The sequence below is a fragment of the Kribbella jejuensis genome (assembly GCF_006715085.1).
Lineage (GTDB): Bacteria > Actinomycetota > Actinomycetes > Propionibacteriales > Kribbellaceae > Kribbella > Kribbella jejuensis.
Window position 1 is genome coordinate 1544694 of record NZ_VFMM01000001.1, and the last position, 25174, is coordinate 1569867.

General features: G+C 68.0%; 25 protein-coding genes. 11 read left to right on the forward strand and 14 right to left on the reverse strand.

Annotated features, from left to right (window positions below):
- Positions 1-65: 65 nt before the first annotated feature.
- Positions 66-734 (reverse strand): FadR/GntR family transcriptional regulator, encoded by a 669-nt coding sequence (locus FB475_RS07530; protein WP_141853805.1) that lies wholly within the window; start codon positions 732-734, stop codon positions 66-68.
- 185 nt (positions 735-919) lie between these two features.
- Between FB475_RS07530 and FB475_RS07535 the strand changes: the two genes are divergently transcribed.
- From FB475_RS07535 to FB475_RS07550, 4 genes are all read left to right on the forward strand, one after another.
- Positions 920-2248 carry a 2-isopropylmalate synthase gene (locus tag FB475_RS07535; protein WP_238332015.1) on the forward strand — a complete coding sequence of 443 codons (1329 nt, stop codon included), beginning with the start codon at positions 920-922 and terminating at the stop codon, positions 2246-2248.
- The gene (locus FB475_RS07540) at positions 2236-3024 is read left to right on the forward strand and encodes an ABC transporter ATP-binding protein (protein WP_141853807.1); all 789 of its coding nucleotides are present in this window, start codon (positions 2236-2238) and stop codon (positions 3022-3024) included. The genes FB475_RS07535 and FB475_RS07540 overlap by 13 nt, the downstream gene beginning before the upstream one ends.
- A 73-nt stretch (positions 3025-3097) precedes the next feature.
- Complete coding sequence (locus FB475_RS07545) at positions 3098-3619, forward strand: hypothetical protein (RefSeq protein WP_141853809.1); 522 nt, start codon at positions 3098-3100, stop codon at positions 3617-3619.
- On the forward strand, positions 3603-4100 hold the full coding sequence (locus tag FB475_RS07550; protein WP_141853811.1) for a hypothetical protein: 498 nt from the start codon (positions 3603-3605) through the stop codon (positions 4098-4100). The genes FB475_RS07545 and FB475_RS07550 overlap by 17 nt, the downstream gene beginning before the upstream one ends.
- On the opposite strand, the gene FB475_RS07555 is transcribed toward FB475_RS07550, so the two are convergent.
- Complete coding sequence (locus FB475_RS07555; protein ID WP_141853813.1) at positions 4093-4779, reverse strand: DUF1707 SHOCT-like domain-containing protein; 687 nt, start codon at positions 4777-4779, stop codon at positions 4093-4095. The genes FB475_RS07550 and FB475_RS07555 overlap by 8 nt on opposite strands.
- 96 nt (positions 4780-4875) lie before the next feature.
- Between FB475_RS07555 and FB475_RS07560 the strand changes: the two genes are divergently transcribed.
- Positions 4876-5184, forward strand: coding sequence for a hypothetical protein (locus tag FB475_RS07560; RefSeq protein WP_141853815.1), 309 nt, complete (start codon positions 4876-4878; stop codon positions 5182-5184).
- 101 nt (positions 5185-5285) lie between these two features.
- Entirely contained in the window at positions 5286-6947 is a 1662-nt protein-coding gene (locus FB475_RS07565) for a fumarate hydratase (protein ID WP_141853817.1), read from the forward strand.
- A gap of 187 nt (positions 6948-7134) precedes the next feature.
- On the opposite strand, the gene FB475_RS36675 is transcribed toward FB475_RS07565, so the two are convergent.
- From FB475_RS36675 to FB475_RS07580, 4 genes are all read right to left on the reverse strand, one after another.
- Positions 7135-7293 (reverse strand): hypothetical protein, encoded by a 159-nt coding sequence (locus FB475_RS36675; RefSeq protein ID WP_185759128.1) that lies wholly within the window; start codon positions 7291-7293, stop codon positions 7135-7137.
- Between the two features lie 55 nt (positions 7294-7348).
- Positions 7349-8014 (reverse strand): DUF402 domain-containing protein, encoded by a 666-nt coding sequence (locus FB475_RS07570; protein ID WP_238332016.1) that lies wholly within the window; start codon positions 8012-8014, stop codon positions 7349-7351.
- On the reverse strand, positions 8007-9410 hold the full coding sequence (locus FB475_RS07575; RefSeq protein WP_141853819.1) for a class II fumarate hydratase: 1404 nt from the start codon (positions 9408-9410) through the stop codon (positions 8007-8009). The genes FB475_RS07570 and FB475_RS07575 overlap by 8 nt, the downstream gene beginning before the upstream one ends.
- Positions 9411-9480: 70 nt before the next feature.
- A complete protein-coding gene (locus FB475_RS07580; RefSeq protein ID WP_141853821.1) occupies positions 9481-10122 on the reverse strand; it encodes a spermine/spermidine synthase domain-containing protein in 642 nt (213 codons plus the stop codon).
- A gap of 53 nt (positions 10123-10175) precedes the next feature.
- Between FB475_RS07580 and FB475_RS07585 the strand changes: the two genes are divergently transcribed.
- Entirely contained in the window at positions 10176-10898 is a 723-nt protein-coding gene (locus FB475_RS07585) for an SDR family oxidoreductase (protein ID WP_141853823.1), read from the forward strand.
- 3 nt (positions 10899-10901) lie between these two features.
- Here FB475_RS07585 and FB475_RS07590 read toward each other — a convergent pair whose 3' ends face one another.
- The 3 genes from FB475_RS07590 to FB475_RS07600 all read right to left on the reverse strand — a co-directional run bounded on the left by FB475_RS07590 (position 10902) and on the right by FB475_RS07600 (position 14389).
- Positions 10902-11606 (reverse strand): aggregation-promoting factor C-terminal-like domain-containing protein, encoded by a 705-nt coding sequence (locus FB475_RS07590; RefSeq protein WP_141853825.1) that lies wholly within the window; start codon positions 11604-11606, stop codon positions 10902-10904.
- A 171-nt stretch (positions 11607-11777) separates the two neighbouring features.
- Positions 11778-13109, reverse strand: coding sequence for a PhoH family protein (locus tag FB475_RS07595; RefSeq protein WP_141853827.1), 1332 nt, complete (start codon positions 13107-13109; stop codon positions 11778-11780).
- Positions 13110-13609: 500 nt separating this feature from the next.
- Positions 13610-14389 carry an isoprenyl transferase gene (locus FB475_RS07600; RefSeq protein WP_141853829.1) on the reverse strand — a complete coding sequence of 260 codons (780 nt, stop codon included), beginning with the start codon at positions 14387-14389 and terminating at the stop codon, positions 13610-13612.
- Positions 14390-14638: 249 nt separating this feature from the next.
- On the opposite strand from FB475_RS07600, the gene trhA reads away from it, so the two are divergent.
- Positions 14639-15325 (forward strand): PAQR family membrane homeostasis protein TrhA, encoded by a 687-nt coding sequence (trhA, locus tag FB475_RS07605; RefSeq protein WP_141853830.1) that lies wholly within the window; start codon positions 14639-14641, stop codon positions 15323-15325.
- Between the two features lies 1 nt (position 15326).
- Here trhA and FB475_RS07610 read toward each other — a convergent pair whose 3' ends face one another.
- Positions 15327-15776, reverse strand: a complete 450-nt coding sequence (locus tag FB475_RS07610; RefSeq protein WP_141853831.1) for a MarR family winged helix-turn-helix transcriptional regulator — start codon at positions 15774-15776, stop codon at positions 15327-15329.
- 54 nt (positions 15777-15830) lie between these two features.
- Here FB475_RS07610 and FB475_RS07615 point away from each other — a divergent pair, with 54 nt between their 5' ends.
- Together FB475_RS07615 and FB475_RS07620 are read left to right on the forward strand one after the other, a co-directional pair.
- Positions 15831-16985, forward strand: a complete 1155-nt coding sequence (locus tag FB475_RS07615) for a phosphotransferase (protein ID WP_238332017.1) — start codon at positions 15831-15833, stop codon at positions 16983-16985.
- 177 nt (positions 16986-17162) lie between these two features.
- Positions 17163-17543: a hypothetical protein gene (locus tag FB475_RS07620; protein WP_238332018.1), complete on the forward strand. Its 381-nt coding sequence runs from the start codon at positions 17163-17165 to the stop codon at positions 17541-17543.
- A 6-nt stretch (positions 17544-17549) separates the two neighbouring features.
- Here the strand turns inward: FB475_RS07620 and FB475_RS07625 are convergent, their stop codons facing one another.
- The 3 genes from FB475_RS07625 to FB475_RS07635 all read right to left on the reverse strand — a co-directional run bounded on the left by FB475_RS07625 (position 17550) and on the right by FB475_RS07635 (position 23456).
- A complete protein-coding gene (locus FB475_RS07625) occupies positions 17550-18965 on the reverse strand; it encodes a M28 family metallopeptidase (protein WP_141853832.1) in 1416 nt (471 codons plus the stop codon).
- An 85-nt stretch (positions 18966-19050) separates the two neighbouring features.
- Complete coding sequence (locus FB475_RS07630; RefSeq protein ID WP_238332019.1) at positions 19051-21135, reverse strand: M4 family metallopeptidase; 2085 nt, start codon at positions 21133-21135, stop codon at positions 19051-19053.
- A 227-nt stretch (positions 21136-21362) separates the two neighbouring features.
- A complete protein-coding gene (locus FB475_RS07635; RefSeq protein WP_141853834.1) occupies positions 21363-23456 on the reverse strand; it encodes a thioredoxin domain-containing protein in 2094 nt (697 codons plus the stop codon).
- Between the two features lie 44 nt (positions 23457-23500).
- Here FB475_RS07635 and FB475_RS07640 point away from each other — a divergent pair, with 44 nt between their 5' ends.
- Positions 23501-24028, forward strand: a complete 528-nt coding sequence (locus FB475_RS07640) for a nitroreductase family protein (RefSeq protein ID WP_141853836.1) — start codon at positions 23501-23503, stop codon at positions 24026-24028.
- On the opposite strand, the gene FB475_RS07645 is transcribed toward FB475_RS07640, so the two are convergent.
- On the reverse strand, positions 24025-25050 hold the full coding sequence (locus FB475_RS07645) for a CopD family protein (RefSeq protein WP_141853838.1): 1026 nt from the start codon (positions 25048-25050) through the stop codon (positions 24025-24027). The two genes, FB475_RS07640 and FB475_RS07645, sit on opposite strands and share 4 nt — an antisense overlap.
- Positions 25051-25174: the final 124 nt, after the last annotated feature.

The window sequence follows — 25174 nt, forward strand, 5'->3', positions numbered from 1 at the left end:
TGCACCCGTGCGGCGAGGTGCCGTGCCGAGTGCCCCGCAGTAGGCGCTGGATTGTCAGACATGCCCTAGCTGACGGAGCTCCGGGCGGCGCTGAGCTGCTCGCGTGCGCGGGCGGCCGCGAGCTCGCCGTCCTTCGCGCGGATGGCGTCGGCGATCGCCTCGTGCGCGGCCTGGTCGTGCCGGTACCGGTGTTCGTCGTCGAGCGTGAGCATGTCGATCATCGCCCGGCGGATCCGAGGTACGAACGTATCGAAGAGCTCGGTCAGTACGGCGTTGTGCGCCGCCGTGACGACGGCGCGGTGGAAGGCCAGGTCCGCTTCGATGTACCAGTCGTCCGGCGCGTTCGCGGCGGCCCGTTTGCGGTCTCCGAGGGTGTAGCGGAAGTTCTTCAGGTCCCCCGGCGTACGGCGGGACGCGGCCAGTCGGGCGGCCTCGGTCTCGATCGCCAACCGGCCTTCCAGTACGTCGCTGATGTCCGCCTTGCGCAGAACCTTGTCCCAGTCCTCGGCGGCCTGCAGTGCAATCACGAACACGCCTGCGCCCTGGCGGCTCTCCAGCACCCGGCGGCCGGCCAGTTCACGGACCGCCTCGCGGATCGTCGACCGGCCGACGCCGAGCTGCGCGGCCAGCGTGGTCTCGCCCGGAAGCTTGGAGCCGAGCGTGAACTCGCCGCTGCCGATCCGGCGCAACAGCTCCTCGGCCGCCTGCTCGGCGAGCGGGTGTCGGCGAATCATGCGGGTCAGGATATCCGGAACCGACTTGTCAGCTTGTCTGAGGAGTTGATAGCGTGCTCGGCATGCGCTTGCTGCCGGGTCTCCTCCTCCTTCGCCGCCACGGCGGGAGCTGATTCGACCGGCGCTCCCTTCGTGGAGTGCAGTCGTGTGCCGGTCCTCCTACAGCTCTGGAAGGACCTCTCCCGATGAACCGTCAGCAGCCCTCCCCGATGCCCAGCCACAAGTACCGCGACATCTTCGCGAAGGTCCCGGTCGCGCCGGTCGACCGGACCTGGCCGGACCGCCGGATCACCCAGGCACCGCTGTGGGTGCCCGTCGACCTCCGCGACGGCAACCAGGCGCTGGCCGACCCGATGGATCCCGAACGCAAGCGCACGTTCTTCGAGCTGATGGTTGCCATTGGCTACAAAGAGATCGAGGTCGGGTACCCGTCCGCGTCGCAGACCGACTTCGACTTCGTCCGGTTGTTGGTGGAATCCGACCTGGTCCCGGCCGATGTCACGATCGTGGTGTTCACACCGGCCCGTCCGGACCTGATCGCCCGGACCGTCGAGTCGGTCGCCGGGATGCGGGGCGACGTCGTGATCCACATGTACGCCGCGACCGCGCCGGTGTGGCGGGACGTCGTACTGCGTAAGTCCCGCGACGAACTCGCCTCGATGATCTACGCGGGGTCCGAGGAGATCCTGCGACTGGCCGGGGACTCGGTGCGGTTCCAGTTCTCGCCCGAGGTGTACAACCTGACCGAGCCGGACTACGTGCTCGAACTCGCGGACCACCTCACCAAGCAGTGGGACGCGACGCCGGAGCGGCCGGTGATCCTGAACCTGCCCGCGACGATCGAGGCCGCGACGCCGAACGTGTACGCCGACCAGATCGAGTACATGGATCAGAACCTGCCGCGCCGCGACGGCGTCATCCTGTCGGTCCATCCGCACAACGACCGCGGTACCGGGATCGCCTGCGCCGAGCTCGCCGTACTCGCCGGTGCTCAGCGGGTCGAGGGATGCGTGTTCGGAAACGGTGAACGGACCGGAAATGTCGACATCGCCACGCTCGCGCTGAACCTGCACGCGCAGGGCGTGGACCCGATGATCGACTTCTCCGACATCGACGGGATCCGTTCCGTGGTGGAGTACTGCACGCGGATGCCGATCCATCCGCGGCACCCGTACGTCGGGGAACTCGTCTATACAGCCTTTTCCGGAACGCATCAGGACGCGATCCGCAAGGGGTTCGCCGTCCAAGGGGACGGTCTGTGGGAGGTGCCGTATCTGCCGATCGATCCGGCGGATGTCGGCCGCGGGTACGAGGCCGTCGTCCGGGTGAACAGCCAGTCGGGTAAGGGTGGGATCGCGCACGTACTGGAGTCTGTGTACGGGATCCGGTTGTCCACTGCTCAAGAACGTGAGTTCGCGCAGCACGTGCAGCGGCACACTGATGCCACCGGGCGGGAAGCGGGTGCGGAGGAGTTGAAGGCCTTGTACGAGGAGGTTTACGGGTGCTCGAACTGAAGGACGTCGACTTCGTCCGGGACGGCAAGGAGCTGCTGTCCGGGGTGTCGCTGACCGTCGGGGAGGGCAAGCGGTGGGCGCTGCTCGGGCCGAACGGCGCCGGGAAGAGCACGATGCTCGGGTTGTGCGGCGCGGTGACGCATCCGACCCGCGGTACCGTCGAGATCCTGGGCCGGCGGCTCGGTACGGTCGACATCCGCACGTTGCGTGAGTCCATCGGGCACGTGAATCCGCGGCATCCGCTGCGGTCGCCGCTGAGCATCCGGGACGTCGTACTGACCGGCCTCACCGGCACCGTCGAACGCATGCCGCGCTGGGAACCGAGACCTGCTCAGATCGAACGCGCCGACGAACTCATCGACCTCCTGGGCATCAGCGCGCTCGCTTCCTCCCCGTGGACGACGCTGTCCCAGGGCGAACGCGGCCGCGCGCTGATCGCCCGAGCCCTCATTTCCGACCCACAGTTGATGCTCCTCGACGAACCCTCCACCGGCCTGGACGTCGCGGCCCGCGAACAGCTCCTGGAAACCCTCGACCAGATCCACGCCAACCACCCGCGGCTGGCATGGATCCTGGTCACCCACCACCTAGAAGAACTCCCCACCTGCACCACCCACGCCGCCCTCCTCCACGCCGGCCGCCTGCTCGCGGCCGGCGCGGTCGAGGACGTCATCACCACACCGTTGATCTCGGCAACCTTCAACCACCCCATAGCCATCAACCGCCACGCCGCCCGCTGGACCGCCACCACCCACCGAACCACCCGGCACCCGTAACCCAGCCATTCCGCCCCCGAGTGCATTACAGTGTTTCTGCTCCGGGGGCGGGGCTGTGCGAGCTGGGGGCGACATGGCGGTCATGGGCGAACGCCTACCCGAGGCGTGGATGGTCGAGTGGCACCGCAACGGCCGCGTCGAGTTCCCGCTGCGGCGGTGGTCGTTCATGCAGTACCCGTTCCTCTTCCTGCTCGGCCCGGCGCTGATGACGCTGAGCAGGCTGCCGGACATGCTCGCCGACGACGTGGGCCGCTTCTTCGGCTATCTGTCGATCGCGGTCTACGCCGTCGTCCTGATCGTGCTCGCCTACACGCTCATCACCCAGCGCCCGTACCTGATCGTCGACCGAAGCGGCATCCGCCAAGGCCGCCGCTCGATCGCCTGGACCGACGTCGGCTCGATCGGACTCATCCGCGGTCCCCGACCCGTCCGCCAGCTCCCCGTCCACCCGAAGAACATCTGGGCCAACGACCTGCTCCTCACCCGGCAACACGTCAACGACCTGCAAACGTTCAAAACCTGGCTCGAGGAACTGCTCGAAGAGCAGCGTCGGTCGGAAACCGTTGAAAAGGCTGACGATGCCAGCGATCGGTGATGGGCCGACCGAGGTGTGGGCCGCCGAGTTGCAGCGGTCCGGGCGGGTCGTGTTTCCGCTGCGGCGGGAACATCAGCTCCGGCAGACGCGCGCTGCCGGAGTGTTTTTCGTACTTCTGGCGGCCGTTCAGCTTCCGCCAGCACTGCGGAGCGGCGGCGTCCTGCGGATCATCGCGATCGTGGTGACGACGGCCGTCGCGGTCGGTCTGTGCGTCAGTGGCTGGCAGTTGCTGACCCAACGGCCGGCGCTGACGGTTGACACGAGTGGCATCCGGCTCGGGCGCAAGCGGTACTTGGCCTGGGACGACATCAGCGGCGTCACCGAGTTGGACGATACGGGAGACGAGCTCTCGTTCGCCGTCGTACCGGCCGTCAGCAAAAGAGAGCTCCGCCTCACCCCCCGCCACGTTTGCAACGTCGCGGCCCTCAGATACTGGCTGATCGACGTACTCGCGGAACGGCGCCGTACGTCGGCTATGTGAGGCCGAGGCGTTTGGTTAGGCGGGGGCCTCGTTTGATCTTGATTTCGCCGAGGATGGCGGTGCCGCGGATGTGGAAGCGTTTGGGGGCGGCGGGGTTGGTGTTCGGGTCGGGGACGGCCTTGAGACCGGATTCCTGTTCGGAGACCGAGCCGAGGATGGGGTTGCTGTCCAGCAGGACGATCGCGTTCTGCGGGACGCGGATCTTCACGTCGGCGAGGATCGACTTCACGTCGATCTGGATGTCGTCGAACGGGATCTCCGCCTCGGTGTAGTCGAGTGTGACGTCGCCGAGGACCGCGTTCACCTCCTGGCGCTGCGGTACCAGCCAGGCGCCTGTCCGCTTGGTCTCGGACAGGATGGTGTTGATCACCGGCCCGCGCTCGACCACGGTGCCGCCGTACTGCGGGGTGGTCGCCGGCGCACCGGGCGGGCGCAGGCCGTTCGGGAGGTCGGCGGTCAGCTCGACGAGTTCGCCGTACGTCTTGGAGGAGTACAGCGTCTCCAGCCGCTCTTCGAGCTCGGCGTACGTCAGGCGGCCCTCGCCGGCGGCGTCGCGCAGTACGTCGGCGACCTCCTCGCGCTCGAGGTCGGACACCCGCCGCCGCAGCACCGGATCCACGGCCTGCGCCGGCACGACGTCCTGCGGTCGGTTCTGCTGGGGAACATCATCCTGAGCCACCCCAAAACCATACGCGCGGGACGGTGCGTCCGCCGCCAGGTTTCTCCCCCGATTCACCCCTGACCCCACCCCTGAGCCGGCCTCATACTGTCCTCCATGGACTGGACAGGCATCCGCGGCGGCCGCGTGCTCGCGGGCGTGTACCTGCTGGCCTTCGTCGGCTTGTACGGCGGGCCCGGGTGCGACATTCTCGCGCAGTGGACGGGACCGCCGCAGCTGGCGGTCGGCGGCTTCGTGTTCGTCGGCAGCATCATCGCGATGGTCGTTCTGTCCTCAGCCCTTCGCAGCCGGGTGCCGGCGCCGGCGGGCTGGCCGGCGGCCAGGTCGAGCAACACCACACGCGCCTACCGGCGACTCACGCTCGGGGCCGAGCTCGGGCGCGCTTGGCGGGTCCTTCTCGGCTGACGGTTGCCTCGGGGCGGGTGAGACGGAGGTCGCGTGGGGGTGCGGGGTGGGGAGAACTAGGATTTGGGGGTTCAGTCCACTCCTGCTGGAGGTATGCCGCGGTGTCTGCCGACTTCAACTACTCCGAGCTCTTGCCGTTGGGTGCCGACGAGACGGAGTACCGGCTGCTGACGACTGAAGGTGTCAGCACGTTCACGGTGGGCGCTCGGACGTTCCTGCAGGTGCAGCCCGAGGTGTTGCAGCAGCTGACCGCGGAAGCCATGCACGACATCTCGCACTACCTGCGGACCGCGCACCTGGAGCAGTTGCGGCGGATCATCGACGACCCGGAGGCGTCCGGGAACGACCGGTTCGTCGCGCTCGACCTGTTGAAGAACGCGAACATCTCGGCCGGCGGCGTCCTCCCGATGTGCCAGGACACCGGTACCGCGATCGTGATGGGCAAGAAGTCCGAGGGCGTGCTGACCGGCGCGGTCGACGAGGAGTGGATCAGCCGCGGCGTGTACGACGCGTACACGAAGCTGAACCTGCGCTACAGCCAGATGGCACCGCTGACCATGTGGGACGAGAAGAACACCGGCTCCAACCTCCCGGCGCAGATCGAGCTGTACTCGACCCCGCAGCACGGCGACCCGGCGTACAAGTTCCTGTTCATGGCCAAGGGCGGCGGCTCCGCGAACAAGTCCTTCCTGTACCAGGAGACGAAGGCCGTGCTGAACCCCGCGCGGATGATCGAGTTCCTGGACGAGAAGATCCGCTCGCTCGGTACGGCGGCCTGCCCGCCGTACCACCTGGCGATCGTCGTCGGCGGCACCTCCGCCGAGTACGCGCTGAAGACCGCGAAGTACGCCTCCGCGCACTACCTGGACACGCTGCCGACGACCGGATCGCCGGTGGGGCACGGGTTCCGGGACGTGGAACTCGAGGAGGAGGTCTTCAAACTCACCCAGGAGTTCGGGATCGGCGCCCAGTTCGGCGGGAAGTACTTCTGCCACGACGTCCGCGTGATCCGGTTGCCGCGGCACGGCGCGTCCTGCCCGGTGGCGATCGCGGTGTCGTGTTCGGCGGACCGCCAGGCGCTGGCGAAGATCACGCCGGAGGGTGTGTTCCTGGAGCAGCTGGAGAAGGAGCCGGCGCGGTTCCTGCCGGACACCACCGACGAACACCTCGACGACTCCGAGGTGGTCCGGATCGACCTGAACCGGCCGATGTCGGAGATCCGCGCGGAGCTGTCGAAGCTGCCCGTGAAGACGCGGCTGTCGCTGAGCGGACCGCTCGTGGTGGCGCGGGACATCGCGCACGCGAAGATCAAGGAGCGGCTGGACGCGGGTGAGCCGATGCCGTCGTACTTGCGCGATCACGCGGTGTACTACGCGGGGCCCGCGAAGACGCCGGAGGGGTACGCGTCCGGGTCGTTCGGACCGACGACGGCGGGGCGGATGGACGCGTACGTCGACCAGTTCCAGGCCGCGGGTGGTTCGTTCGTGATGCTTGCCAAGGGCAACCGGTCGGCGAAGGTGACGGCGGCGTGCAAGGAGCACGGCGGGTTCTACCTGGGGTCGATCGGCGGGCCGGCGGCGCGGCTCGCGCAGGACTGCATCAAGTCCGTGGACGTGATCGAGTACCCGGAGCTCGGCATGGAGGCGATCTGGAAGATCCAGGTCGAGGACTTCCCGGCATTCATCGTGGTGGACGACAAGGGCAACGACTTCTTCACCGACACCAAGAAGCCAGTCCCCCTGACGGTGCGCCCAAGAAGCTAAAAGCAGGTGGGGGTGGGGGGACACCAGGAAACCAGTCCCCTAACAGTGCGCCCGAGAAGCTAAAAGCAGGTGGGGGTGGGGGGACACCAAGAAGCCAGTCCCCCTGACGGTGCGCCCAAGAAGCTGAAAGCAGCTGGGGCGAGGGCACACCAGGAAACCAGTCCCCCCCGACGGTGCGCCCAAGAAGTTAGCCTGCTTTGGTTTCGATTTCTTCTGGGAGTTTGAGGAGTAGGGCTCTGGCGGCTTTGACCAGGTCTGCTTCGTTGTGGCCGAACGCCTGGAGGTAGCACCCAAGGGCCGAGCGCAGCATCTGAAGCTCCTCGGCCTGCAGCTCGATGGTGTACATATCTCCACGCTAATCCCGTACCCCCCAGTTGCAACACCCCGTGACCCAGCTGTTGTCAGCTGTGCAATTCCTCCGCGATCAGCTCTGGCTGGTGAGTCGTCGGCGCCGCCGGCACCCGCCAGCCGGCCGGCGCCGTCCACATCTCCCACCCGTCGGAGAACGGCGCCGTCCAGGCCTCGATGTCCCGGATCGCGGCGTGCGCGTCCGCAACGATCCGCTCGGCCTCGGCGGGCGTGAACCGGCCTGCCTCGACGGCCCCCTCGAGCTCGTCCTCGTCCTTCCACTCGATCGAGCGGTCCGGGTTGATCCACAGGTCGAGCACGTGATCGACAGTGCTGGTACGGCGTGCCGCCCAGTCCCGGACGTGTTCCCGCTCGAGGTTCACGTACCACCCACGGAAGGTGCCGTCGGCGCCCCAGAAGCACCACACCGACCACGGCTTGCCGGGCGGAGACACCTTGAGAATGCCGGTCCCCCGCCAGACGTCGAGCTTCAGCACCCGCCGTTCGGTGAACATCCCGACCGGACCGGCGTGCCGGACCTCACGGCCGTCGACGAGGACCGGTTTGAGCAGCGGCGTACCGGGCGCGAGCCAGGCGACCAGGCCGTCGGCGTCGTCCCGGACGACCGTCATCGGCCGGACGTTCGGCAGGTCGGCATGCCGGCCGGTCCCCTCGTACACCCACTCGATCGTCGTCCCGGGCTCCCAGTACTCAGTCACGGGCCGGCCGGGTCATCGAAAGTACGTCGAGGGCCGCGTCCAGCTGCTCCTCGGTGAGGTCTCCCTTCTCGACGTGACCGTTCTCGATCACCACTTCGCGGATCGTTTTCCCTTGTTTCAAAGCGCTTTTCGCGACCGCGGCGGCGTTCTCGTAGCCGATGTAGCGGTTCAGTGGCGTGACGATCGACGGTGACGACTCGGCCAGCGCGCGGGCGTGCTCGACGTTCGCGGTGATGCCGTCGACGCAGCGATCGGCGAGCAGCCGGGAGCTGTTCGCCAGCAGCGTGATCGACTCGAGCAGGTTACGGGCGATCACCGGGAGCATCACGTTCAGCTCGAAGTTGCCTCCGGCACCGGCCACGGTGATCGTGGTGTCGTTGCCGATCACCTGCGCGGCGACCATCAGCGTCGCCTCACAGATCACCGGGTTCACCTTGCCGGGCATGATGCTCGACCCGGGCTGCAGGTCCGGCAGCGCGATCTCGCCGAGCCCGGCGCGCGGGCCGGAGCCCATCCAGCGCAGGTCGTTGCAGATCTTCGTCAGGCTGACCGCGACCGTCTTCAGCTGGCCGGACAGCTCGACCAGCCCGTCGCGGGCGCCCTGTGCCTCGAAGTGGTCCTCGGCCTCGGTCAGCTCGAGCCCCGTTCGCTTGTTGAGCTCGCTGATGACGGCGGCGGCGAACCCGGGCGGTGTGTTGATCCCGGTGCCGACCGCCGTCCCGCCCAACGGCAGCTCGGCGACGCGCGGCAGGGTCGCGCGCACCCGGTCGGCGCCGCGGCGGAGCTGCTGTGCGTACCCGTTGAACTCCTGGCCGAGGGTGACCGGCGTGGCGTCCATCAGGTGCGTCCGCCCGGACTTCACCACCTCGGCGAACTCCGATCCCTTACGCGCAAGGGAATCCGCGAGATGTTCGAGCGCCGGCAACAGCTCCTGTACGACGCCGGCGGTGGCGGCGACGTGGATCGCGGACGGGAACGTGTCGTTGCTGGACTGCGACGCGTTGACATGGTCGTTCGGGTGCACGTCGGCGCCGAGCGCACGGGTGGCGAGCGTGGCCAGCACCTCGTTGGCGTTCATGTTCGTCGACGTACCCGAGCCGGTCTGGAAGACATCGATCGGGAACTCCGCGTCGAACTCCCCCGCCGCCACCTGGTCCGCGGCGTCGACGATCGCCGCCGAACGGTCCGCGTCGAGCACGCCGAGGGACGCATTCACGACCGCGGCCGAGGCCTTGATCTGCGCCAGCGCATGCACGAGCGCCGGCGCCAGCGGCCGCCCGGAGATCGGAAAGTTCTCCACCGCGCGCTGTGTCTGAGCCCGCCACAATGCGTCCCGAGGCACCTTCACCTCGCCCATCGTGTCGTGCTCGATCCTGAACTCCGCGTCATCACCCATACCTGCAGAGTACGTCGATCGCCCACTGTCCGAACGCCCTGTTGGACAACCTGTGGACAACGCCACAGGACTACGAACTGCCCTGATAGACGTAATACAGCTCGTCCCGGCCCTGGAGTTCGACCGGGACGGGCTTCACGTCGCACGTACCGAAGACCGCAGTGACTGCGGACTCGAGCGCGGGTGACGCCGACGAGGACCAGACGGTCAGGACGCCGCCGGCCCGGAGTTTGGACCGGCAGGTGGCCAGGAACATCGAGGTGTAGATGGCCGAGTTCTCGTTGTAGACAAGGAAGTCCGGGCCGTTGTCGACGTCCAGCAGGATCGCGTCGACGGAGGCATCGGGGAGGTCGGCAACGACCACCCGGACGTCGCCGACGACCACCGCGACCCGCGGATCGTCGAGGACCGACGGGACCAGGCCGGTGCGCATCCACGACACCAGGTCCGGCTCGATCTCCGCGACCACCACCTCGCCGAGCCGGTCGTCGGCGAGCAGCGCGCGGACCGTGTACCCGAGGCCGAGACCGCCCACCAGGACCCGGTCCGGACGCGGCACCGCCGCCAGCGCCGCCGACGCCAGCAGCTCTTCGCTCGAGGTCTCCTGGTCGTCCATCACGAACACACCGTTGACCCGCAGCTCCAACGCCCCGTCGTCGCGCCGCCGCAACGTCAGCTCGCCCCGGTCAGAAGAAGCCTTCGCCAGCTCCACGTCAAACCCGTCCGTTGGTCAGAATGGTCTCCGGACTTACGGCAGGAGAATAAGTGACAGACACCCGGAAGGTCGCACTGGTGACCGGCGGCAACAAGGGCATCGGCTTCGAAGCCGCCCGCCAGCTCGCCCAGCTGGATCACCGCGTGGTCATCGGCGCCCGCGACCAGCACCGCGGCCAGGCCGCGGCCGAGCAGCTCCAGTCAGAGGGCGCGGAGGCGTCGTACGTCGTCCTGGACGTCAGCGCGCACGACACAGTCACCGCTGCGATCGCGGTGATCGAGCAGCAGTACGGCCGACTCGACGTACTGATCAACAACGCGGGCACCGCCCCCACGGAAGGGGCCCCGAGTGAGGTAGCGCTCGACACGCTGCGGGACACGTACGAGACCAACGTGTTCGGACTGGTCGCCGTGACCCAGGCGGCGCTTCCGCTGCTGCGCCGGGCCGTTGCCGGGCGCATCGTCAACCTTTCCTCCGGCGCGGGATCGCTGACCGTCGTCAGCGGCCCCGATTGGCGACCCGAGTGGAACGGACTGGCCTACAACACGTCGAAGTCGGCGGTGAACGCGGTCACGGTTGCCTTCGCCACCGAACTGCGGGCGACGCCGATCAAGGTCAACGCGGTCAACCCTGGCTACACCAGGACCGACATGTCCCCCGGCGCTGACCGGCCGGCGTCAGCAGGCGCCGCGGTGGTCGTCCGGTACGCCACGCTGCCCGCGGACGGTCCCACGGGCGGCTTCTTCGACGAGAACGGGCCTGTCGCTTGGTAGGGCTCAGTACCAGCCCTTGGCCTGGGAGTGGCCCCAGGCAGAGCACGGGGAGCCGTAGGTGGCCTCGATATAGTCCAGGCCCCACTTGATCTGGGTGACCGGGTTGGTGCGCCAGTCACTGCCGTAGGCCGCCATGCGGTTGCCGGGCAGAGCCTGCGGGATGCCGTACGCCGAGGACGTCGGGTTGGCCGCGCTGACCCGCCAGCGGGACTCCTTGTTCCAGAGCTTCTCCAGGCAGCTGAACTGGCCCTGGCTCCAGCCGTGGTCGGGGAGGAGGTTCATCGCGACCTCCTTCGGCGTGCCCTCGTACTTCTTCCGCTCGGCGTCCCGGCTGGCGCGCTCCTCGCTGGACGAGCGGTTGGCGCGCTCCAGGGCCTCGTAGCGGCGCAGGGCGGCGTTCTTGGCGGCCATCTTCTGGTCGGCGGCGTTCTGCAGGGCGACCTGCTGCTGGGCGATCGCCTCGACCTGGTTCCGCATCCGGATCGCGTCGGCGGCGGCGTCGGCGGCAGAAGCAGACGGTCCGGTGGACGGCTTGTCGTCCTGGGCGACCACCTTGCCGCTGTTGATGACGGCCATCTCGGCGCGTCCCGACACCTTCTCCGACGCACTACTGCTCCCAGGGGAGCTGAAGAGGTCGATACCGGCGACAACGGAGACCACGGCGATTCCGGTGACTGCGAGAACCGCGACGGAGCGCTTCGCTTTCATCTGTCCTTCCGAGAAACCCGACCCCCGTCGGCTACGACGAGAACATACTCTGGCGTAAACCGTCCGTGATCACAAGCAGGTCACAAAACAACGGCGCGGCCACCGCGTGGCGACCGCGCCGTTCTTACCTTCGCTTTACAGAAAGCTATTACCTAAGTACGACGACACCCCTTACAACTGCAGGTCGTCCAGCATCTCCGTGACCAGCGCCGCGATCGGCGACCGCTCCGAGCGGGTCAGCGTCACATGCGCGAACAGCGGGTGCCCCTTCAGCTGCTCGACCACGGCGACCACGCCGTCGTGCCGGCCCACCCGCAGGTTGTCCCGCTGGGCCACGTCGTGGGTGAGCACGACCCGCGAGTTCGCGCCGACCCGCGACAGCACCGTGAGCAGGACGTTCCGCTCCAGCGACTGGGCCTCGTCGACGATCACGAACGCGTCGTGCAGCGAGCGGCCGCGGATGTGGGTCAGCGGCAGCACCTCGAGCATGCCGCGGTCGATCACCTCGTCGATCACCTCACCGCTGGTGAGCGCGCCGAGCGTGTCGTACACGGCCTGGGCCCAGGGCTGCATCTTCTCCGACTCCGAGCCCGGCAGGTACCCGAGCTCCTGGCCGCCGACCGCGAACAGCGGCCGGAACACGACCACCTTCTTGTGCTGCCGGCGCTCCATCACCGACTCCAGGCCGGCGCACAGCGCGAGCGCGGACTTGCCGGTACCGGCCCGGCCGCCGAGCGAGACAATCCCGACGTCGGGGTCCAGCAGCAGATCGAGCGCGACCCGCTGCTCGGCGGACCGGCCGCGGATCCCGAACGCCTCCCGGTCGCCGCGGACCAGCCGGATCCGCTTGTCCGGCATCACCCGGCCGAGCGCGCTGCCCCGGTCGGACAGCAGGACGAGACCGGTATGGGTCGGGAACTCCCCCGCCTCGGTCAGCTCGACGGAACCGTTCTCGTACAGGTCGTCGACCACCTGGGTACCAACCTCGAGCTCGGCCATCCCGGTCCAGCCGGACTCCAGGGTCAGCTCGGCCCGGTACTCCTCGGCCTGCAGGCCGCACGCCGACGCCTTGACCCGCATCGGCAGGTCCTTCGAGACCAGCGTCACGTCCTTGCCCTCAGCCATGAAGTTGCAGGCCACGGCCAGGATCCGGCTGTCGTTGTCGCCGAGCCGGAACCCGGCCGGCAGCGTTTCCGGGTCGGTGTGGTTCAGTTCGACCCGGAGCGTCCCACCCTTCTCCCCCACTGGCAGGGGTGCGTCCAACCGTCCGTGCAGGATCCGCAGCTCGTCCAGCAGTCGCAGTGCCGTCCGCGCGAAGTAGCCGAGCTCGGGGTGATGCCGTTTGGCCTCCAATTCGGTGACGACGACCACCGGAACGACCACGTCGTGCTCGTCGAACCGCAGCATCGCGTGCGGGTCGGAGAGGAGCACCGAGGTGTCCAGCACGAACGTGCGCTGGTCCGGTGTGGATGAGGTACTTGACGCCTTGGCGTGGATGGCCATGTCGCACGTCCTCTTCTAGGCCGTGACGTACACCCTCGCCCCGGCCCGCCAGTGGTTAGGTGATGGGTCGGGTGCCGCCCTCGGGGTCCGGTGTTGACCCCGTCCGCGCCGCAACTGCGGCAATGGCGATCAGTGAGCCGGAGACCTCAGGTCTCGGGTACTCCGTTCGGCCCCTCATGGGGCAACCGGCTGGAACGAGATTCTCAAACTGATCGGGCCTCCCGTGACAGCCGGCTTCCCCTCCGACCGTCTCTGCCAGAGTAGGAGCCGCCCGCAAACGGCGCAGCCCGACACGCCAGGCCACGGGGTTAACACGGCGTTACACCTTCAATCGCGAGGGGGAGCATCCTCACTCCCCTGGGTGATCCGGTACCCGCACCCATGCAGCGACGCTCAGTACATGCGAAGAACTGGCCGGCCGCTGGGTATCGTCCCTCCTCGCGATCGTGCCGGCTTCGCTCGTGGCCGCCGTACGGCGTGCAGGCGCTGCGGGCGAGGTTCTACGTCCCGAAGCGACGTTCTCGCTGGGCATAGCTCCGAATCGCACGCAGGAAGTCCACGTGCCGGAAGTCCGGCCAGAGTGCTTCACAGAAGTAGAACTCGCTCAGCGCGCTCTGCCAGAGCAGGAAGCCACCCAGACGCTGTTCACCTGACGTGCGGATGACCAGGTCCGGGTCGGGCTGGCCCTTGGTGTACAGGTGCCGGGCGATGTGCTCGACGTCGACACGGTCGGCCAGCTCCTCGATCGAGATGCCCTTCGCGGCCTCTTCCAGCAGCAGCGAGCGGACCGCGTCGGCCAGTTCGCGGCGGCCGCCGTACCCGACGGCGACGTTCACGAGCATGCCGTTGACGTCCTGGGTCGCGGTCTCGGCCGCCTTCAGGGTTTCCGCCGTACTGCCCGGGAGCAGGTCGAGCGCGCCCACCGGGTGGATCCGCCAGCGGCCGATCGCGGTCAGCTCCTCGACCGCCTGCTCGATGATCCGGAGCAGCGGCTCCAGCTCGTCGGCCGGCCGGGTCAGGTTGTCGGTGGACAGCATCCACACTGTGACGACCTTGACGCCGACGTCGTCGCACCAGTACAGGAACTCGGAGATCTTGTTCGCGCCGGCCTGGTGACCACGCGACACCGGGTCGCCGCCCTGCCGGGCCCAGCGCCGGTTGCCGTCGATGATGACGCCGATGTGCCGCGGGATCCGGTCCGGCGACAGCGATCTGATCAGCCGGCGCTCGTACAGGGCGTAGACCGCGTCGCGCAGCTTCTGCTTGCCAGGTGTCCGCATGGGCAGGGTGCTCTCCTCAAAGACTCTCGGTCACGAGGCTAGCCCAGAATCGCCGCCTGCGAGAGGCCCAGGAGCGAGGATCGGAAACCTGCCGGCAAGGCCGAACTTTCCGCGAACTTCGTGCATCGAACACGCGGGCGTGCTGCGGGTCCCGGGTGACTTCGCCTACATTTCATCCTTCTGACCGATGCAACCTACGGTTCCGTAGGTTACGGTTGCGTAGGTACGAATCTCCTCGAAAGGACGGCGATGACCGCTACCAGCGCCCAGCCCCAGGACCTCGGCCACCGGCTCTCCGGCCGGCTGAAGCCCAAGCTTCGTGGATGGTTGCACGCCGGTACGTTCCCGTTCGCCACCGCCGCCGGCATCGTCTTGGTCTGTCTGGCGCCGCACGCCAACGCGCGCTGGGCCGCTGCGGTCTACACCGTCGGAGCGATGCTGCTGTTCGGCATCTCGGCGCTGTACCACCGGTTCTACTGGGGTCCGAAGGGCGAGGCGATCCTGCGCCGGCTCGACCACAGCAACATCTTCCTGCTGATCGCCGGTACCTACACACCGCTCGGCATGGTCCTGCTGCACGGCAAGGACCGGCTGCTGATGCTCGGCCTGGTGTGGGGCGGCGCGACCGCCGGCATCCTGTTCCGGATCTTCTGGCTGAGTGCTCCGCGCTGGATCTACACGCCGATCTACCTCGCGCTGGGCTGGGTCGCGATCTTCTGGATGGGCGACATCTACCACTCCGGCGGTGCCGCGGTCGTCACGCTGATCGCGGTCGGCGGCGGCCTGTACTCCATCGGCGCCGTCGTCTACGCCACCAAGCGCCCGGACCCGTCCCCCCGCTGGTTCGGCTTCCATGAGATCTTCCATGCGTTCACCGTGGCGGCCTTCATCTGCCACTACATCGCCGTCAGCATCGCCACCTACCGCGCCGGCTGATTCAGCCGGCCAACTCGCGGAGCGTTTCCCGTAGCTCCGCGTAGCGCTCAGGGCCCAACTGGGCGATCCAGCGCCCCTCAATCCGTTCGATCGCGGCACGACTGAAGGCCGCCGCTTCGTCGCCCGTGGGGGTACGGCGTACCAGCCGGACGCGGCGGTCCTCGCGCAGCCGGTCGGACTCGACGTACCCGAGTCTCTGCAGGTAGTCGACGTGCTGGCCGAGACCCTGTTTCGTCATCACCGCGACCTCCGCGAGGTCGGTGATCCGGGCGCCGCCGGGCGGAATCAACTCGAGCAGCCGGTAATGGGAGACCCGCAGCCCCGGGAAGTGCTCCTCCGAGGTCGCCAGGATCTCCTCCCGGACCCGCTTCAGCGCAGCGGCCAGCAGACCGGCCACATGCTCTGACCACGCGCCGGCAGGACTGCTCGGCAGGTCGTTGACGGAAGTCATAAGGCCACTTTACTATCCAGATAGTAAGGCTGCTTTACTTCCGTGGGGGGAATCATGGTCAGCGGGCTCGAAGTGCTGGGGCGGGACGCGTTGGGGGAGGAGGACCTGACCGCGCTCGCGCGGACGATCACCGGGGATCCGGCGGCCGTCGCGAGCGCGGTCCGGGTCGAGACGGTCGACTATCCGATCGGTACGCCGAGCACCGAGTCACTCCACCGGGTGTTCGGGACCACAACCGCCGGCGCGGACTGGTCCTGTTTCGTGAAGAAGCTCCAGTCGGTGCGGCACTCGCCGATCATCGAACTGGTACCGGTGGAGTTCCGGCAGAGCTTCATCGACTACATGCCGTGGAACCTGGAGATCGCGGTGCACCGCAGCGGCGTCGGCGACCTGATGCCGGACGGCATGCGGCTCCCGAAGGCGTACCGGATCGATGTGTACGACGACGACCGCGGCACGGTCTGGATGGAGAACGTCGTCCAGGAGTGGGGTCCGTGGCCGATCGCCCGCTTCGAGCGGGCCGCCTACCTGCTCGGCCGGCTGTCCGCGCGGCGGCAGCCGCACCTCGTCGAGCCCTTGCTCGACCGGGAGGTCTCGAGAATTCCCGGGAACGGTCTGCGGTACTACGCGGGCGGTCGCGTCCTGAACGCCGCCCTGCCCGCGCTGTCCGATCCGGCTACCTGGCGGCACCCGATGCTCGCGGCAGCCGTCTGCAACCTCGGCGACCACCGGTTGAAGGACGATCTGCTGGACCTCGGCGCGCGGGTCCCTGGGGTGCTCGACGCCCTGGACGCACTCCCCCAGTGCTACCAGCACGGCGACGCCAGCCCGCAGAACCTGCTGGTCCCACACGACTCCCCCGACGAGTTCGTGGTGATCGACTGGGGCTTCGACTGCCCGCAGGCGGTCGGGTTCGACCTGGGGCAGTTGCTGATCGGCCTGGCGCACGCGGGCGAGTTGTCGGCGGAGGCGCTGCCCGCAGTACACAAGGTGATTCTCGAGGCGTTCCAGGAAGGACTTGCCGCAGACGGGATGCAGGTGAGCGAGGACGAGGTCCTGTACGGGTACCTGGGCTCGCTGCTGATCCGTGCGACGTTCACTGCGCTACCGCTGGAGCTGTTCGGCAAGGCCCAGGCGTCACCGGAGCTGTTCGAGGAGCGGGTGCTGCTGACGCGTGCGCTGGTGGACCTGGTGTCAGAGGTGATCTGAACATTTCAGTCGTGTCACAGCTGCAACGAACGGCCTCCCTGCGTGTATCCCTTGTGCGTGAGGAACTTCAGCAGATACACCACAGTGGCCGTGATCGCAGGACTCGTGCTGACCGGGTGCGGCAGTGAAGCCGGTACCGGGAGCACGCCGCCCTCCAGCGCCCCGACGCTGCCATCGGTGACCCAGTCCGCGCCGGTCGGCGCCGGTCTGCCCCTCACCGTGTCCAGGACCGGCGGGTTCGCGGGGTTCAACGACCAGGTGCAGGTCGGCGCCGACGGCGTCGCGACCGTCACCGCGCGTGGCAAGGACACGATCCGGTGCAAGCTCGACCCGAGCCTGCTGACCACGCTCAGCACCGCCGCGGAGAAGGTCGACTGGGCGAGTCTGACCCCGTCGAAACCGTCGACCCGGCACCCCGACGACATGATCATCGCCGTCAGCGCGAACGGGAAGACCGCCCGGCTCGAGGACCCGCAGCTCAAGCCGCTGGCGACTCCGGTGACCACACTGCTCACCGAAGCCGCCATCCCACCGGGCAAGCTCTGCACCAAGATCTAGCCGGATCTAGCCGGCGGTCACCGCGACGTCGTCGATCACGAAGCTGGTCTGCAGGGACGAATCCTCCTGGCCGAGGAACTGCACCGTGACCGTCCTTCCCTTGTACTGCGAGAGATCGAGCGTCTTCTGAACGTACGACGTGGTCTTGTTCAGATTCGAGTACCTCGCCAGCGTGGTCGCGGTGAACCCGTCGACGACCTGAACCTTGAGCGTGTCGTACGCGGTCGAGGACGTGGTTTCCGCGGTGTCGATCCGGATCCACAGCGACAACGCCGCGGCTGCCGCCGCGGCCGGGATCGCCACCGGCTGGCCGATGTTCTCCGTAGTGCTGCGGCCGTTCCCTTGCAGCCACGCCTTCCATGTACCGGTGCGCGCCGGGCGGCCCGAGTCGTTGGTGATCGGACCCGACGTACCGGTCCAGTCGACCGCGCCGGACTCGAAGCCCGGGTTCTTCAGCAGGTTGGCACCGGTCGGCGGCGTACCACCGCTGTAGTCCTTCTGCGCGTACGTCCAGATCATGTGGCCGATCGCATCGATCTGACGGTCGAGCGACGTCAGGTCCAGGTTGGTGATCGTGTCGCACGAGCGGTGGTAGCACGCGTCGAACGCCTTCCCCGCCGTACCACCCCACTTGGCCGCCTGGGCGGACGTCTTCGTGTCCTCCGCGCCGGAGAATGTACCTGCTGTTGGGATCCCCAACGATCGGAACGCGGCATGGTCGGACCGGCCCTGGACGTCGATGAACTCGGTCTGCACGTTCTTCGAGGTGAAGTACGCGACCAGGTCGTCGCGGGCACCGTTGCCGGCCGGGTTGTCGTCGTACACGAAGTACCCCGGGTTCGGCGAGGCGATCATGTCGAAGTTGAGGTACAACTCGATCTTGTCCCGCTCGGCGGCGGGCAGGTTGTTCACGTAGTACTTCGAGCCGAGGAGCCCGAGCTCCTCCGATCCCCAGAAGCCGAAACGTAAACGATTCTTGGGGGATTGGCCACTGGCAGCGTAGGCGAGGGCGGTCTCGAGTACGCCGGCGCTGCCTGAGCCGTTGTCGTTGATGCCCGGACCGGCGCTGACGCTGTCCAGGTGCGAGCCGGCCATCACCACGTGGTTCGCGTCGCCGTGCGGCCATTCCGCGATCACGTTGTACGACGTACCTGCCGAGGTGCTGAACGACTGCAGCGTGGTGGTGTACCCGGCCGCGTCCAGCTTGGCCTTCACGTAGTCGGCCGAGGCCTTGTAGCCGGGCCGGCCGGTGTAGCGGTTGCCACCGTTGCTGTTGGCAATGGACTGCAACTGGTCGAGATGAGCTCTGACTGCTGTGACGGAGATGTCCGGCGAGTCGGCCGCTGCCGCGATGTTGCTGGGAGCAAGCAAAGCTCCCGCGACGAGCACCACGCCGAGTCCTGGGACGAGGGACCTGCGCATGTGGATCTCCTTGAAGGCAAAGGAAGTCCAGGGCGCGCGGGCCTGGGCGGATGGCCGCGCGCGCCCCGGACGGTTCATCGCGGGCTCAGCTCGCGGTGAGGGACGTGTCGTCGATGACGAAGCTCGTCTGCGCGGAGGAGTCCTCCTGGCCGGTGAACTTGATCGTGACGGTCTTGCCCTTGTACGCCGTGAGGTTCACCGTCTTCTGCACGTACGACGTGTTCTTGTTCAGGTTCGAGTACGTCGCCAGCGTGCTCGTCGTCGTACCGTCGACGACCTGGACCTTCGCGGTGTCGTACGCCGTCGTCGTGGTGGTTTCGGCGGTGTCGATGCGGATCCAGAACGACAGGGTCGCGCTGGTGGCCGACGCCGGGATCGCCACCGACTGGGACACGTTCTCGGTCGCGGTGCGGCCGTTCCCGCCGAGCCACAGCTTCCAGGTGCCGGTCCGGGCCGGGCGGCCGGAGTCGTTCGTGATCGGGCCGGCGGTGCCGGTCCAGTCGACGGCGCCGGACTCGAAGCCAGGGTTCTTCAGCAGGTTGTCACCGGTCGGCGGCGGCGTGGTGCCACCACCGCAGGCGGCCGAGCCCGCCGGGACCGAGATACCGCCGAACGCGGCCTCGATGCCCTTGCACTGCGCCGAGTCCGCGCCGTACAGCTCCTTCGCGGAGTTGATCGCGCCTTCGCGCGCGTCCTTGTAGGTGCTGCCCGAGCTCAGCTTGGTGGTCAGCGTCCGGTACCAGACCTTGGCAGCGACGTCGCGCCCGACACCGGCGAACGTCGTGCCGTTGCAGGCGGTGCTGTTGTAGGTGACACCGTTGATGGTCTTGCTGCCGGTGCCCTCGGAAGCCAGGTAGAACCAGTGGTTCAGCGGGCCGGACGAGTAGTGCGGGTCCAGGCCGCCGGTGCTGGTGGTCCAGCAGTCCTTGCTCGCTCCGTCCTTCGACGGCTTGTCCATGTAGCGCAGCGGCGTACCGTTGCCGTTGATGTTGATCTTCTCGCCGATCAGGTAGTCACCCGGGTCGCTCGCGTTGTTCGCGTACCACTCGACCATGGTGCCGAAGATGTCCGACGTCGCCTCGTTCAGGCCGCCCGCGTCACCGGAGTAGTTCAGGTTGGCGGTCGCCTCGGTGACACCGTGGCTCATCTCGTGTCCGGCCACGTCGATCGCGGTCAGCGGGTGGGTGTTGCCCGAGCCGTCGCCGTACGTCATCTGGGTGCCGTCCCAGAACGCGTTCACGTACGCGTTGCCGTAGTGCACGCGGGAGCGGGCGCCCTGACCGTTGTTGAAGATGCCGTTGCGGCCGTGGACGTTCTTGTAGTAGTCCCAGGTCAGCTGCGCACCATAGTGCGCGTCCACCGCCGCGGTCGCGCGGTCGGAGGCGGCGCCGTTGCCCCAGGTGTCGTCGGCGTCGGTGAACGTCGTACCGTTCCCGGACGTCGCGCCCTTCAGATCGGTGGTGTAGTTGCCACCGCGGCTCGGGTCGGTCATCGAGAAGTTGCCGGACGAGCCCGACGTACCGATCGTGACCGTGCCGGCGTACATCGAGTTACCCGTCCCGGCCTTGATCTCGTCGTCCTGGGCGAGCACGGCGCCGGTCTTGGCGTCGATGAACGAGTGCAGCACCGACGGGGTCTGGTCAGGCTTCACGCCGGTTGTGACGACCTCGTACGCGAGCACGGGCTTGGTCGGCGTCACGTAGACGACGAGCTGGCCTTTGTTGCCATTGGCCTTGAATTTTGCTGCTTGTGCGCCCTTGGCCAACGCGGCCGACTGGGACAGGGTCGGCTTGGTGGAGACCTCGACAGCCTTCGCGCCGCGGTTGTAGGTGACCTGACCGATCGATTCGCCCTTGCCGCGCTTGACGATCAGGTCACCACCGACGACCTTGAGCCCGTTGAACGTACGGTCGTAGCGGACGTACTCCGTACCGTCCGGGTCCTTGACGACGTCGCGGACCTGGAGCTGCTCGCCGGAGCCGAGCCCGAGGGCGGCGGCCGTCCGCGCGGTCAGCGCCTGCTCGGCCTGGACGGCGGCCGGCTGGTTGAAGCCGGACGCCGGGAGCGGAACCGACCGGTCGGCGGCACCGGCTGTCGAAGCGGTGAACGTCGTAGCGAGACCCGCCGCCGCGACGATCGCCACCGCCCCTGCTGATGTCAGTCGTTTCAAGACAACATCTCCTCACGGTGTGGTCGCTGTTTGGGCGCAGCGACCTGATTCAGTTGGGGACGCGCCGGATGCTGACGCAGAAGTGCCACTGCCTCATTTGTGACACTTCGTGTCGGGCCATGCGAGTTCTGTTACATCCGACGTGAGGACTGACTGTTGCTGCCCGGTAGCCGTGAGTCAAGGGAACTGAGAGAAACCTGAGGGAAAACCTGCGCCCGTGCGGGGTGTCAGGCGCTCGGCCGCAACAGCTGCCGAAGGTCTTCCGGCAACGTGACTGGCAGCTTGCAGGTAAATCTCTGACATACGTACGCCGCCGGCTGCCCACCAACCAGCCCTCGCCCCTCCATCAAAGGCACCCCGAGATCAGCCGCCCCAGCAACAATCGCGGTACCCCACGGAGCGTTGCCAAAGGCAACACGAACCAACTCCGAGGCAGCTCCGCCAGCGGTTGCCGGAGTGGTGGAGGCGGGCGTGGTGGAGGCGGGGGTGGCCGAGCCCGGGGCGGTGGTGGCCGAGCCGGGGGCGGTGGTGGTCGGGCTCAGGGTGGTCGGGGGCTCCGTGGTGACGACTATGGCGATCTCCAAGGGGCCTGCGGCGATTGACTCGGCGACTGCCAAGGCGCGGCCGGCGAAGCGGGGGGCTTGGGAGGCGAGGGCGGCGGAGGCGGCGAGAGCTTGGTGGGCGGCGTCTTCGTACCTGGCTGTGCCGGTGAGGCTGGTGAGGGTGGTGAGGGCTTCGGCGGTGAGGCTCACGCCGGAGGGCGTGGCGTTGTCGGTGGGGTCCTGCGGGCGCCAGACGAGCTGTTCGGCGTCGGCCGCGGTGTCGTAGTAGGTGCCGTCGGCAACAAACTGTTCGAGGACACGATCGAGCAGGAGTTCCGCCGTACGGAACCATTCGACGTCCCCGGTCGCACCCAGCAAGGTCAAGCAGGCTTGGGCGAACGCGGCGTAGTCCTCGAGTACGCCGTCCGCACTCCCCCGCACCCCGTCCCGCGACGTGCGGTACAACCGCGCCCCCTCCAGGTGCACGTCACGGATCAACCGAGCCGCCCCAACAGCAGCCTCGACGTACTCCGGCCGCTCGAGCACCACGCCGGCACGAGTCAGCGCGGTGATCGCCAGCCCGTTCCACGCAGCGACCACCTTGTCATCACGCCCCGGATAAGTACGAAGGTTCCGCGCGCGCCTCAGCTCTTCGCGGATCCGGGACCAGCGGACGTCGTCAGCCGGGTCCTCACGAAGCTGGAGAACCGACGAGCCGTGTTCGAAGGTACCGGTGACGTCGCACAAGCCGATGACCCACTCCGCGTCGTCGGCGGACAACACGGACCGCAGCTCCGACGGTGTCCAGACGTAGTACTTGCCCTCCTCGCCCTCCGTGTCGGCGTCCAGCGCCGACGCGAACCCGCCCTCCGCCGTACGCAACTCGCCCAACAGGAAGTCGGCCGTCTCGACAGCGATCCGCCGGGCCAAGGGTTCCCCCGACACCGTCCACCACTGCGTATAGACGTCGAGCAGCAACGCGTTGTCGTACAGCATCTTCTCGAAGTGCGGCACCACCCACTGCCCGTCGACGGAGTACCGCGCGAACCCGCCCGCGAGCTGGTCGTACATCCCGCCGCGCGCCATCCGCGAACACGTCTGCGCCACCATCGCCAGCGCGTCCTCGTTGCCGGTACGCCGCTGATGCCGGAGCAGGAAGTCCAGTACCATCGACGGCGGGAACTTCGGCGCCCGCCCGAACCCGCCGTCCACCGGATCGAACTCGGTCTTCAGCAACTGGACGGCGCGCTCGAGATCGACCTCGGATCCGGCAGCCGCCTGCTGCGCCCCGAGTTGCGAGACGACCCGCTTCCCGATCCCGTCGAGCTGCTCACGCTTGTGCTGCCAAGCGTCGGTGATTGCCTCGAGCACCTGCCGGAACGACGCCATCCCGCCGCGCGCCTCGCGAGGGAAGTACGTCCCGCAGAAGAACGGCTCCCCGGCCGGCGTCAGGAACGCCGACATCGGCCACCCGCCCTGCCCGGTCATCGCGACGGTCGCCGCCATGTAGATCGCGTCGACATCCGGCCGCTCCTCGCGATCCACCTTCACACTCACGAAGTGCTCGCTCAGGTACGCCGCCGTCCCCGGGTCCTCGAACGACTCGTGCGCCATCACGTGACACCAGTGACAAGCGGAGTACCCCACCGAGAGGAACACCGGCACGTCCCGCTCCCGCGCCTCCGCGAACGCCAGCTCGGACCACTCCCGCCACTCCACCGGGTTCTCCGCGTGCTGCCGCAGGTACGGACTGGTCGATCGCCCGAGCTCGTTCGCCATACCCCCACCGTAGGCGCTGCGACCGTCACTCGTTGAATGGGTCCATGCCCGTGCATCCGCTGCTTGCCAGTCGTTTCAGCCCTCTCCTGTTCGACCCGGAGTGGACCGTCACGGAGGAAGACGTCGACGTACTGCTCGAGGCCGCACGCTGGGCGCCGTCCGCGGGCAACTCGCAACCCTGGGCGTACTTCGTCGCGCGCCAGGGTCAGCCCGAGCACGACCGGGTCGTCCAGCATCTCGCCCGCAGCTCTGCACGCTGGGCGCCGACCGCGTCGCTGCTGATCGTGACGATGGCCCACCGGTACGTCGAGGACACCGACTGGGCGTACTCCGACTTCGCCGACTACGACCTCGGCCAATCCGTCGCGCACCTCACCCTGCAGGCCCACGCGATGGAGCTGGCCTGCCGTCAGTTCCGCGCGTTCGACCTCGAAGCCCTCACCAAGGACCTCAACCCCGGCCCCGGCTGGCACATCGTCTCGATGATCGCCGTCGGCCGCCCCGCCGAGGAACCACCCGCCGACCGCGCCCGACGCACCACAGAGAGCCTCCGAACCGCGCCTTGGGACTAAGCGGTCTGCGAGAGGGCGACGGCCAGGCCGAGGGTGAGTGCCATGACGAGGAGTTCGACGCCGACGACTCGCCAGAAGGCGTGGGTGGAGTCGAGGAGGTCGCCGGTCGCGGTGGTTCGGTGGACGGCGGCGAGTACGACGAGGAGTACGAAGGCGACGAGTTTCGCGAGCAGCAGGGCGCCGTACGCGTCGCCGGTGAGTTCGTCGAGGACCGAGTCCCAGCCGCCGCCCTTCGCGGCGAGGCGGCCGGCGCCGCTGATCAGGCCGCTGAGGGCGACGGCAACGGCCGAGACGATCGCGACCTGGCCGTACCGTTCCAGCACGATCGGCAGCCCGCTCCGACTCGCGCGCCCGTACCGCACCAGGCCGGCCAGTCCGCCGACCCAGGTGGTCGCGGCGATCACGTGGACCACCAGCGCGGCGCCGGCCAGCACGACGTACGACTCGTTCCTCGGGTACGTCGTGACCGCGGTCGGGACGAGTGCGGCGATCGCGACCAGTACGCCGAGGCCCGCGGCGGAGGACGTCTGCACGCGGCGGATCCCGATCGAGAGCGCGAGCACGAGGATGCCCGTGATCAGCAGTGCCTTCACCTCGGGTACGCCGAGCGCGTCGTCGATCCGGAGCCCCAGCAGCCGCATCGGAGTGTTCAGCAGCAGCGCCGCGGTCACGATCGAGGACGCGAACGCGCAGATCGCCCAGATCAGCGCCGCATTGCTCGCGTCCCGGACCGCACGCCGGCCCTGGACGCCGAGCGAACCGCCCTCGATCCGCAGCACGACGACAGCCGCCAGCAGTGCGCCCGCACAGCCGACGGTCGCCAGCGTGGCGATCAGCCGGAGCAGCGGCAGCAGCCAGGACCAGAACTCACTGGGCCCGCCGATGCCGCCGGCGTTCTGCGGCTCGGAGCCGGCCGCGTACAGCGCGCCCACCAGGCCCACCGAGGCCACGACGACAGCACCCATCCCACCCACGACCAGTCGCCCGGGCATGCGATGCCGGGCCGCGCGGGTCGCGGTCACCGGAGGGAACGGTCGTGGGCACCTGTCAGCACGCGGCTCACTATAGGGTCAGCCAGAGGTGGGCAGCCCAGTCCGACACCATGTCGTGACCGGTCTACCAGGAATCGGTTACCGCACTGAGATC

What these genes read in the sequence shown, in the direction of transcription:
- FB475_RS07610 (WP_141853831.1), bottom strand. Translation starts at nt 15,776, where the DNA reads ATGACTTCCGTCAACGACCTGCCGAGCAGTCCTGCCGGCGCGTGGTCA.
- FB475_RS07575 (WP_141853819.1), bottom strand. Translation starts at nt 9,410, where the DNA reads ATGGGTGATGACGCGGAGTTCAGGATCGAGCACGACACGATGGGCGAG.
- FB475_RS07590 (WP_141853825.1), bottom strand. Translation starts at nt 11,606, where the DNA reads ATGAAAGCGAAGCGCTCCGTCGCGGTTCTCGCAGTCACCGGAATCGCC.
- FB475_RS07535 (WP_238332015.1), top strand. Translation starts at nt 920, where the DNA reads ATGAACCGTCAGCAGCCCTCCCCGATGCCCAGCCACAAGTACCGCGAC.
- FB475_RS07530 (WP_141853805.1), bottom strand. Translation starts at nt 734, where the DNA reads ATGATTCGCCGACACCCGCTCGCCGAGCAGGCGGCCGAGGAGCTGTTG.
- FB475_RS07545 (WP_141853809.1), top strand. Translation starts at nt 3,098, where the DNA reads ATGGCGGTCATGGGCGAACGCCTACCCGAGGCGTGGATGGTCGAGTGG.
- FB475_RS07615 (WP_238332017.1), top strand. Translation starts at nt 15,831, where the DNA reads ATGGTCAGCGGGCTCGAAGTGCTGGGGCGGGACGCGTTGGGGGAGGAG.
- FB475_RS07550 (WP_141853811.1), top strand. Translation starts at nt 3,603, where the DNA reads ATGCCAGCGATCGGTGATGGGCCGACCGAGGTGTGGGCCGCCGAGTTG.
- FB475_RS07625 (WP_141853832.1), bottom strand. Translation starts at nt 18,965, where the DNA reads ATGCGCAGGTCCCTCGTCCCAGGACTCGGCGTGGTGCTCGTCGCGGGA.
- trhA (WP_141853830.1), top strand. Translation starts at nt 14,639, where the DNA reads ATGACCGCTACCAGCGCCCAGCCCCAGGACCTCGGCCACCGGCTCTCC.
- FB475_RS07560 (WP_141853815.1), top strand. Translation starts at nt 4,876, where the DNA reads ATGGACTGGACAGGCATCCGCGGCGGCCGCGTGCTCGCGGGCGTGTAC.
- FB475_RS07600 (WP_141853829.1), bottom strand. Translation starts at nt 14,389, where the DNA reads ATGCGGACACCTGGCAAGCAGAAGCTGCGCGACGCGGTCTACGCCCTG.
- FB475_RS07640 (WP_141853836.1), top strand. Translation starts at nt 23,501, where the DNA reads ATGCCCGTGCATCCGCTGCTTGCCAGTCGTTTCAGCCCTCTCCTGTTC.
- FB475_RS07595 (WP_141853827.1), bottom strand. Translation starts at nt 13,109, where the DNA reads ATGGCCATCCACGCCAAGGCGTCAAGTACCTCATCCACACCGGACCAG.
- FB475_RS36675 (WP_185759128.1), bottom strand. Translation starts at nt 7,293, where the DNA reads ATGTACACCATCGAGCTGCAGGCCGAGGAGCTTCAGATGCTGCGCTCG.
- FB475_RS07635 (WP_141853834.1), bottom strand. Translation starts at nt 23,456, where the DNA reads ATGGCGAACGAGCTCGGGCGATCGACCAGTCCGTACCTGCGGCAGCAC.